Source organism: Staphylococcus sp. HMSC62A08 (genome assembly GCF_001839105.1).
Lineage (GTDB): Bacteria > Bacillota > Bacilli > Staphylococcales > Staphylococcaceae > Staphylococcus > Staphylococcus caprae.
The window spans coordinates 290,638-300,890 of record NZ_KV840039.1 but is presented as its reverse complement, the minus strand read 5'-3'; the positions used below and the strand labels follow the sequence as shown (position 1 = coordinate 300,890).

Genomic DNA, 10,253 nt, shown 5'->3' with positions numbered 1-10,253 from the left:
TTGCTCTATCGTAGAAATTAACCCACTAGTAACTACTGGTGACGGACAAGTATTAGCTCTAGACGCTAAATTAAACTTCGACGACAACGCTTTATTCAGACATAAAGATATCGTTGAATTACGTGATTTAGAAGAAGAAGATCCAAAAGAAATTGAAGCATCTAAATATGATTTATCATATATCGCTTTAGATGGCGACATTGGTTGTATGGTTAACGGTGCAGGTTTAGCTATGGCAACAATGGATACTATTAATCATTTTGGTGGAAATCCAGCTAACTTCTTAGACGTTGGTGGCGGTGCTACTAAAGAAAAAGTTACTGAAGCATTTAAAATCATCTTAGGTGATGACAATGTTAAAGGTATCTTTGTAAATATCTTTGGTGGAATCATGAAATGTGACGTTATCGCAGAAGGTATCGTAGCAGCAGTTAAAGAAGTAGAATTAACTTTACCTTTAGTAGTACGTTTAGAAGGAACAAATGTTGAACGTGGTAAAGAAATCTTAAACGATTCAGGTTTAGCAATCGAACCAGCAGCTACAATGGCTGAAGGCGCACAAAAAATTGTTAAACTTGTCAAAGAAGCGTAAGGAAAGGATGGGAGCACTAAGATGAGTGTATTTATTGATAAAAATACGAAAGTAATGGTACAAGGTATCACAGGGTCTACTGCCCTTTTCCATACAAAACAAATGCTTGATTATGGAACACAAATTGTCGCAGGGGTAACACCTGGTAAAGGTGGACAAGTTGTAGAAGGTGTTCCAGTATATAATACAGTTCAAGAAGCTAAAAATGAAACTGGCGCTAACGTATCTGTAGTATATGTTCCAGCACCATTCGCTGCTGACTCAATTTTAGAAGCGGCTGAAGCTGATTTAGATATGGTAATTTGTATTACTGAACATATTCCTGTTGTAGACATGGTTAAAGTTAAACGTTACTTACAAGGTCGTAAAACACGTCTAGTAGGACCAAACTGCCCAGGTGTTATCACAGCAGATGAATGTAAAATCGGTATCATGCCTGGTTACATCCACAAAAAAGGTCACGTAGGCGTTGTATCTCGTTCAGGTACATTAACTTATGAAGCAGTACATCAATTAACTGAAGAAGGTATCGGTCAAACAACAGCTGTTGGTATCGGTGGTGACCCAGTTAACGGTACTAACTTTATCGACGTATTAAAAGAATTTAATGAAGATCCTGAAACCAAAGCAGTAGTTATGATTGGTGAAATCGGCGGTACTGCGGAAGAAGAAGCTGCACAATGGATTAAAGAAAACATGAATAAACCAGTTGTAGGCTTCATCGGTGGTCAAACAGCACCTCCAGGTAAACGTATGGGTCATGCTGGTGCGATTATTTCTGGCGGTAAAGGTACTGCAGATGAAAAAATTAAAACACTTAATGATTGTGGTGTAGAAACTGCAGATACTCCATCAGAAATTGGTACAACATTAATTGAATCAGCTAAAAAAGCTGGAATTTATGATGAATTATTAACAGTTGATAAATAACTAAAAAGTTATGATTGATAGCTCGAACTCTTATTAGGGTTCGGGCTTTTTAAGTTATATGGGCATATCTTAAAAGTTATAAGGACTATATATAATAGTAGAAACTCGTTTTATCATCTAGAATTTAAATCATTTGATTAGAAATTAACATATTTGAAAATTACTCCTTACAATTCCATTAAATAATAAGAGCTAAATGTATTTAAACAGTAACAACATATTCTTGAATCATCAGCTATAATACTCTTAAAGGAGTAATGCCATTGATTCAACACACTTTATTAAAACTTTATTGGGCTAATTTCACTACAATGCAAGTACATCAAATCATTGATTTTCATCCTAACTTTTCCTTGGAAAATGAACAAACAAGAATGGATATTATAAAAGATTGGGTATTAAAACAAAATTCCCACGCATTGCAAAGAAAACTTGATCAATTTAAAATGCTAAAAACTGAGTATTTATACAACTATATGAAACGTATAAAACTAAAATATGTGACTTACTTTGACAAAGATTATCCTTTACTTCTCAAAGAAATCTATCATTTTCCTTACGTTATTTTTTATAAAGGAAACAAACAATTGTTTAATCAACCTCATACATTAGCTGTAATCGGCTCTCGTAAATCTACTTCATATACGACACAAGCTTTAGAGTATCTTTTTCCCTCATTTCAACAAATTCAAATGACTATAATTTCGGGTTTAGCATACGGCGCAGATAGTGTAGCGCATCAAGTCGCTCTCAAATACCATTTACCCACCATAGGAGTTCTGGGATTCGGTCATGATTATCACTATCCTCAATCCACATATCAATTAAGAGATAAGATTGAAAAAAGTGGATTAGTATTAAGTGAATATCCTCCTCACTCAGCAATCAGTAAGTATAAATTTCCAGAAAGAAATAGATTGATAAGTGGGCTTTCACGTGGCTTACTTATTACGGAAGCTGAAGAAAAAAGTGGCAGTCAAATTACTGTTGATTGTGCTTTAGAACAAAATCGAAATGTGTATGTGTTACCTGGATCCATGTTTAATCAAATGACAAAGGGAAATTTACTTAGATTAGAAGAAGGTGCTCAAGTCGTATTAGATGAAAGCAGCATTTTATCAGACTATACATTCTAGACAGACATTGAGTTACTTGCGATTAATCAGTGTAGACATGTATTAAATTAGTTAAAGATTTATGTGACAAAATTAATAATATTTCAAACAAAATTGGAAATTAAAAATTAAAACGTTGACAAACACAAAATTAAGCGTTTATCATTTATCTTTAGTAATTCAATTTGCAAGGGGGAAATCACTTTGGCAGATAATTTAGTCATAGTTGAATCGCCTGCAAAAGCTAAAACCATTGAAAAATATTTAGGAAAAAGATATAAAGTTATTGCTTCAATGGGACACGTTCGTGACTTACCTAGAAGTCAAATGGGTGTGGACACTGAAGATAACTATGAACCAAAATATATTACAATTCGCGGTAAAGGGCCGGTCGTCAAAGATTTAAAGAAACATGCGAAGAAGGCAAAAAAAGTTTTTCTTGCAAGTGACCCTGACCGTGAAGGTGAAGCGATTGCCTGGCATTTATCAAAAATCTTAGAATTAGAAGATTCAAAAGAAAACAGAGTCGTATTTAATGAAATTACTAAAGATGCGGTTAAAGATAGTTTTAAACATCCAAGAGAAATTGAAATGGAACTCGTGGATGCTCAACAAGCCCGTCGTATTTTAGATAGATTAGTAGGCTATAATATTTCTCCTGTTCTATGGAAGAAAGTGAAGAAGGGATTATCTGCAGGACGTGTCCAATCAGTAGCACTTCGTTTGGTTATCGATCGAGAAAATGAAATTAGAAATTTCAAACCTGAAGAATATTGGACAATTGAAGGCGAATTCAGATATAAAAAATCTAAATTTAATGCCAAATTCCTTCATTATAAAAATAAGCCATATAAATTAAATAAAAAAGAAGATGTTGAAAAGATTACTGCAGCACTGGATGGAGATCAATTTGAAATTACGAATGTAAATAAGAAAGAAAAAACACGTAATCCAGCAAATCCATTCACCACATCAACGCTTCAACAAGAAGCTGTACGTAAATTAAACTTTAAAGCACGTAAAACAATGATGTTGGCACAACAATTATATGAAGGTATTGATTTAAAACGTCAGGGTACTATTGGTTTAATCACTTATATGCGTACGGATTCTACTCGTATATCTGACTCAGCAAAAGCTGAGGCGAAGAATTATATTACTGATAAATACGGTAAAGAGTATATTTCAAAACGTAAGGCAACTGGTAAACAAGGTGATCAAGATGCTCACGAAGCAATTAGACCTACAAGTGCTTTAAGAACACCAGATGATATGAAACCATATTTAACTAGAGATCAACATCGTTTGTATAAATTGATATGGGAACGATTTGTAGCAAGTCAAATGGCACCAGCTATACTAGATACTATCGCGTTAGACGTCACTCAGAATGACATTAAATTCAGAGCTAACGGACAAACTATTAAATTTAAAGGTTTCATGACGTTGTACGTGGAAGCTAAAGATGACAAAGATAATGAGAAAGAGAACAAACTTCCGAAACTTGAGGAAGGAGATAAAGTTACAGCTACTCAAATCGAACCTGCTCAACACTTTACTCAACCACCTCCTCGTTATACTGAAGCACGTTTAGTTAAAACTTTAGAAGAGTTGAAAATTGGTAGACCTTCTACTTATGCACCAACAATAGATACCATTCAAAAACGAAATTACGTTAAATTAGAAAGTAAACGTTTTGTTCCTACCGAGTTAGGAGAAATCGTTTATGAGCAAGTGAAAGAATACTTCCCAGAAATTATTGATGTAGAGTTTACAGTTAATATGGAAACATTACTAGATAAAATTGCGGAAGGTGACATGAATTGGCGTAAGGTTGTTGGTGATTTCTACAATAGTTTCAAAAAAGATGTTGAGCGCGCTGAAGAAGAAATGGAGAAAATAGAAATTAAAGATGAGCCTGCTGGAGAAGATTGTGAAGTATGTGGTGCTCCGATGGTAATCAAAATGGGACGCTATGGTAAATTTATGGCTTGTTCGAATTTCCCTGATTGCCGAAATACAAAGGCTATTGTTAAATCTATAGGCGTGAAATGTCCAAAATGTAATGAAGGAGACGTTGTAGAACGTAAATCCAAAAAGAACAGAGTCTTTTATGGTTGTTCCAGATATCCTGATTGTGACTTTATTTCTTGGGACAAACCAGTTGGCAGAGATTGTCCAAAATGTAACCATTACTTAGTTGATAAGAAAAAAGGTAGAAGTAGTCAAGTTGTATGTTCAAATTGTGACTATCAAGAAGAAGTTCAAAAATAGATAAATTTAAAATTAGGAGGAAAATGATGACTCAAACGGTTAATGTCGTTGGGGCTGGTTTAGCTGGTTCGGAAGCTGCGTATCAATTAGCGCAACGTGGAATAAAAGTTAACTTAATTGAAATGCGACCAGTTAAACAAACACCTGCACACCATACTGATAAATTTGCTGAGCTTGTATGTTCAAACTCATTGAGAGGGAATTCTCTTACAAATGCGGTTGGTGTACTTAAAGAAGAAATGAGACGTCTAGACTCTCTAATTATACAAGCTGCAGACAAGGCGCGTGTTCCTGCTGGAGGAGCTTTAGCAGTAGATAGACATGATTTTGCTGGTTATATAACTGATACACTCAGAAATCATCCGAATGTTACTGTTTTAAATGAAGAGGTTAATAGTATACCTGAAGGTTATACTATTATTGCTACGGGTCCACTCACTACAGAACATTTAGCGCAAGAAATTGTTGATATTACTGGTAAAGATCAACTTTATTTTTATGATGCTGCTGCTCCAATTGTTGAAAAAGAAACAATTGATATGAATAAAGTGTATCTTAAATCTCGTTATGACAAAGGTGAAGCGGCATATTTAAACTGTCCTATGACTGAAGAAGAATTTAATAGATTTTATGATGCTGTTTTAGAAGCAGAAGTAGCACCAGTCAATGAGTTTGAAAAAGAAACATATTTTGAAGGATGTATGCCATTTGAAGTTATGGCAGAAAGAGGACGTAAAACGTTGTTATTTGGTCCAATGAAACCGGTTGGATTAGAAGATCCTAAAACAGGTAAACGCCCTTATGCAGTTGTACAATTAAGACAAGATGATGCAGCTGGCACACTTTATAATATTGTTGGCTTTCAAACACATTTAAAATGGGGAGCTCAAAAAGAAGTTATTCGTCTTATCCCGGGATTAGAGAATGTGGATATAGTTAGATATGGTGTAATGCACCGTAATACATTTATTAACTCACCGGATGTATTAAATGAAAAATACGAACTTGAAGGGCATGAAAACTTGTACTTTGCAGGCCAAATGACTGGTGTAGAAGGTTATGTAGAGAGTGCCGCAAGTGGTTTAGTTGCTGGGATTAACCTTGCTCACAAACTTGCAGGTAAAGGTGAAGTCATTTTCCCAAGAGAAACGATGATAGGTAGTATGGCTTATTATATTTCTCATGCTAAGAACGAGAAAAACTTCCAACCAATGAATGCAAACTTCGGTTTATTACCATCATTAGAAAAACGTATTAAAGACAAAAAGGAAAGATATGAGGCTCAAGCGAACAGAGCTTTAGAATATCTCGACAACTATAAGCAAACACTTTAAAAGTAGAATAGACAGACTGGGTAGTAGATTAAATTTGCTACCTAGTTTTTTTGTTGTTTTGTCGAAAAAGCATAGGTTTTTATCAAAAAAATAAATAATGCTATTTTACTGTATATTTGAAAGATTTATAAAATTTTTGACATTAATTCTCTAAAGATTTTGAATTGGTTATCAAATTACTGTATGCCCTATCATTCATATGCTACAATGCAATATGATGGAGGGGAATTATATTGAATGAAATCCAAAAAACATTTTTATATATGTTAAAGGTAGAAAGAAATTTTTCTGAATATACTTTGAAATCATATCATGATGATTTAGTTCAGTTTAATGAATTTTTAAATAGTGAACATTTAGAGTTAACTACTTTTGAATATAAAGATGCTAGAAATTATTTGTCTTATTTATATTCAAATAATTTAAAAAGGACTACTGTTTCAAGAAAAATTTCAACATTACGTACTTTCTATGAATATTGGATGACTCAAGATGAATCTGTAGTAAACCCCTTTGTTCAACTTGTACACCCTAAGAAAGAACAGTATCTTCCTCAATTCTTTTACGAAGAGGAAATGGAAGCACTATTTCGAACTGTAGAGCAAGATCGTACTAAGGGCATGCGAGACAGGGTTATTATCGAGTTGTTATATGCAACAGGTATACGTGTGTCTGAATTAGTTAATATAAAAATTAAAGATATAGATATGAATTTGCCTGGTGTCAAGGTATTAGGTAAAGGTAATAAAGAACGTTTTATCCCATTTGGCGAATTTTGTAAGCAAAGTATTGAGAGATACTTAGATGAATTTCAGCCACGAAAAGCGGTAGATCATGAATATTTAATTGTTAATATGAAAGGCGAACCGATAACTGAACGTGGTGTGAGATACGTACTCAACGATGTTGTCAAACGTACTGCGGGAGTGACTGATATTCATCCACATAAGCTTAGACACACATTCGCGACGCATTTGTTAAATCAAGGTGCTGATTTAAGAACAGTACAATCCCTCTTAGGACACGTAAACTTATCAACAACTGGACGTTATACCCATGTTTCAAACCAACAACTTCGTAAGGTATATTTAAACGCACATCCTCGAGCAAAAAAAGGAGAGTAATTTATGAGTAATTCTTTACATGCAACAACAATATATGCTGTCCGTCATAATGGTGAAGCGGCTATGGCAGGTGATGGTCAAGTCACATTAGGTCAGCAAGTTATTATGAAACAAACTGCTAGAAAGGTGAGACGCCTCTATGAAGGTAAAGTGTTAGCTGGCTTTGCTGGAAGCGTTGCTGATGCATTTACGTTATTCGAAAAGTTTGAAACAAAACTTCAACAATTTAGCGGTAATCTTGAAAGAGCAGCAGTTGAATTAGCACAAGAATGGCGTGGAGATAAACAATTACGTCAATTAGAAGCGATGCTTATCGTAATGAATAAAGACGCTATTCTCGTTGTAAGTGGTACAGGCGAAGTGATTGCACCAGATGATGACTTAATCGCAATCGGTTCAGGAGGTAATTATGCGTTGAGTGCAGGCCGTGCACTTAAACGTCATGCGTCACAACTTTCTGCTAAGGAAATGGCTTATGAAAGTTTAAAAGTCGCAGCCGACATTTGTGTGTTTACGAATGATAACATTATTGTTGAAACGTTGTAGTATCGGTTAATGTTGTAGTTTAATTTTAAGAAATAATGGAAATGAATGACTGATACAAAGTAGCAAGATGGAGGAATGTAAAACATGGATACTAATGGAATTAAATTAACTCCAAAAGATATCGTATCTAAATTAAATGAATATATAGTAGGACAAGATGATGCTAAAAGAAAAGTAGCAATTGCGTTAAGAAATCGTTATAGAAGAAGTTTATTAGACGAAGAAGCTAAACAAGAAATTGCTCCTAAAAATATTCTGATGATAGGGCCAACAGGTGTAGGTAAAACCGAAATTGCTCGTCGTATGGCGAAAATTGTTGGTGCACCATTCATCAAAGTTGAAGCCACTAAATTTACTGAAGTAGGCTATGTAGGTCGAGATGTTGAAAGTATGGTCAGAGATTTAGTAGACGTAGCCGTGCGCTTGGTTAAAGAGGAGAAGAAAGCTTTAGTTAAAGACGAAGCTATTTCAAAAGCTAACGACAAACTTGTTAAATTGTTAGTTCCAAGCATGAAGAAAAAAGCTTCTCAAGGTAATAACCCTCTAGAGAATCTTTTTGGAGGTGCGATTCCAAACTTCGGACAAAATAATGAAGAAGAGGAAGAACCACCTACTGAAGAGATTAAAACTAAACGTTCTGAAATTAAAAAGCAATTAGATGAAGGTAAACTTGAAAAAGAAAAAGTAAGAATTAAAGTAGAACAAGATCCAGCAGCTATGGGCATGTTAGGCACGAATCAAAATCAACAAATGCAAGATATGATGAACCAATTGATGCCTAAGAAAAAGGTAGAACGTGAAGTTTCAGTTGAAACTGCTAGAAAAATACTTGCTGATGACTATGCTGACGAACTTATTGATCAAGAAACTGCAAATCAAGAGGCACTAGAGCTTGCAGAACAGATGGGTATCATTTTCATTGATGAAATCGATAAAGTTGCGACAAATAATCAAAATAGTGGTCAAGATGTTTCTAGACAAGGGGTTCAACGAGATATTTTACCAATTCTTGAAGGTAGCATGATACAAACGAAGTATGGTACTGTAAATACTGAACACATGCTATTTATTGGCGCTGGTGCATTCCACGTATCAAAACCTAGTGATTTGATTCCAGAATTGCAAGGTCGTTTCCCAATTAGAGTGGAACTGGAAAGCCTTTCAGTTGATGACTTTGTTCGAATTCTAACTGAACCTAAATTGTCTTTAATCAAGCAGTATGAAGCATTGCTTCAAACAGAAGAAGTGACAGTCAACTTCTCTGAAGAAGCTGTTAAACGCTTAGCTGAAATTGCGTACCAAGTCAATCAGGATACTGACAACATCGGTGCGCGTAGATTACACACAATTTTAGAGAAAATGCTTGAAGATTTATCATTTGAAGCACCAAACATGCCACATGCTGTTGTAGACATAACACCACAATATGTTGACGATAAACTAAAAACAATCTCAACGAATAAGGATTTAAGTGCATTTATTTTATAATATAAATAGAAGGAGAAAAATTATGAGCTTATTATCTAAAACTAGAGAATTAAACACGTTATTACAAAAACATAAAGGCATTGCAGTAGATTTCAAGGATGTTGCCCAAACTATTAGTAGTGTTACCGTAACAAATGTATTTATCGTTTCGAGAAGAGGTAAAATTTTAGGGTCGAGTCTTAACGAATTATTAAAGAGTGACCGAATCATAAATATGTTAGAAGAAAGACATATTCCAACTGAATATACTGAACAACTTATGGACGTAAAACAAACGCAATCTAACATTGATATTGATAATGTGTTAACTGTTTTCCCTCCTGAAAATAGAGACGTATTTGAAAATAGTAGAACAACGATTTTCCCAATTTTAGGTGGAGGAGAAAGACTTGGAACATTAGTTTTAGGTCGCGTTCAAGACGATTTCAATGAGAACGACCTAGTTTTAGGTGAATACGCTGCAACTGTAATAGGTATGGAAATCTTACGTGAGAAACATAATGAAGTTGAAAAAGAAGCTCGTGATAAAGCTGCAATCACAATGGCGATTAATTCGCTTTCTTATTCTGAGAAAGAAGCAATCGAACATATCTTTGAAGAATTAGGTGGAAATGAAGGGTTGCTTATTGCATCTAAAGTAGCTGATCGTGTTGGAATCACTAGATCTGTTATTGTCAATGCATTACGTAAATTAGAAAGTGCCGGCGTCATCGAATCACGCTCACTAGGTATGAAAGGTACTTTCATTAAAGTTAAAAAAGAAAAATTCCTTGATGAATTAGAAAGAACAAAATAAGCGAATTAGATATGAGAAGTTTAAAAGAGTGTCAGCAATTGAAAAGCGATACTC

Annotated in this window: 9 protein-coding genes; all 9 read left to right on the top strand. The window is 34.6% G+C overall.

From position 1 onward, the window contains the following. A partial coding sequence (locus tag HMPREF3264_RS07360) for a succinate--CoA ligase subunit beta (protein WP_371106823.1) occupies positions 1–592 on the top strand: 592 nt, incomplete at its 5' end. A gap of 21 nt (positions 593–613) precedes the next feature. Beyond that, positions 614–1,522, top strand: a complete 909-nt coding sequence (gene sucD / locus HMPREF3264_RS07355; RefSeq protein WP_070872739.1) for a succinate--CoA ligase subunit alpha — start codon at positions 614–616, stop codon at positions 1,520–1,522. A gap of 263 nt (positions 1,523–1,785) precedes the next feature. Continuing rightward, positions 1,786–2,658 (top strand): DNA-processing protein DprA, encoded by an 873-nt coding sequence (gene dprA / locus HMPREF3264_RS07350; protein ID WP_070872738.1) that lies wholly within the window; start codon positions 1,786–1,788, stop codon positions 2,656–2,658. A gap of 177 nt (positions 2,659–2,835) precedes the next feature. Next, entirely contained in the window at positions 2,836–4,911 is a 2,076-nt protein-coding gene (gene topA / locus HMPREF3264_RS07345; protein WP_176746836.1) for a type I DNA topoisomerase, read from the top strand. Positions 4,912–4,937: 26 nt separating this feature from the next. Further along, on the top strand, positions 4,938–6,245 hold the full coding sequence (gene trmFO, locus HMPREF3264_RS07340) for an FADH(2)-oxidizing methylenetetrahydrofolate--tRNA-(uracil(54)-C(5))-methyltransferase TrmFO (protein ID WP_070872735.1): 1,308 nt from the start codon (positions 4,938–4,940) through the stop codon (positions 6,243–6,245). Between the two features lie 233 nt (positions 6,246–6,478). Next, complete coding sequence (gene xerC / locus HMPREF3264_RS07335; protein WP_037541405.1) at positions 6,479–7,369, top strand: tyrosine recombinase XerC; 891 nt, start codon at positions 6,479–6,481, stop codon at positions 7,367–7,369. A gap of 3 nt (positions 7,370–7,372) precedes the next feature. Then, the gene (hslV, locus tag HMPREF3264_RS07330) at positions 7,373–7,915 is read left to right on the top strand and encodes an ATP-dependent protease subunit HslV (protein ID WP_002442548.1); all 543 of its coding nucleotides are present in this window, start codon (positions 7,373–7,375) and stop codon (positions 7,913–7,915) included. 84 nt (positions 7,916–7,999) lie between these two features. After that, positions 8,000–9,403, top strand: coding sequence for an ATP-dependent protease ATPase subunit HslU (hslU, locus tag HMPREF3264_RS07325; RefSeq protein ID WP_002442550.1), 1,404 nt, complete (start codon positions 8,000–8,002; stop codon positions 9,401–9,403). Between the two features lie 22 nt (positions 9,404–9,425). Next, positions 9,426–10,199, top strand: a complete 774-nt coding sequence (gene codY / locus HMPREF3264_RS07320) for a GTP-sensing pleiotropic transcriptional regulator CodY (protein ID WP_037541406.1) — start codon at positions 9,426–9,428, stop codon at positions 10,197–10,199. The last annotated feature ends 54 nt before the right edge of the window (positions 10,200–10,253 follow it).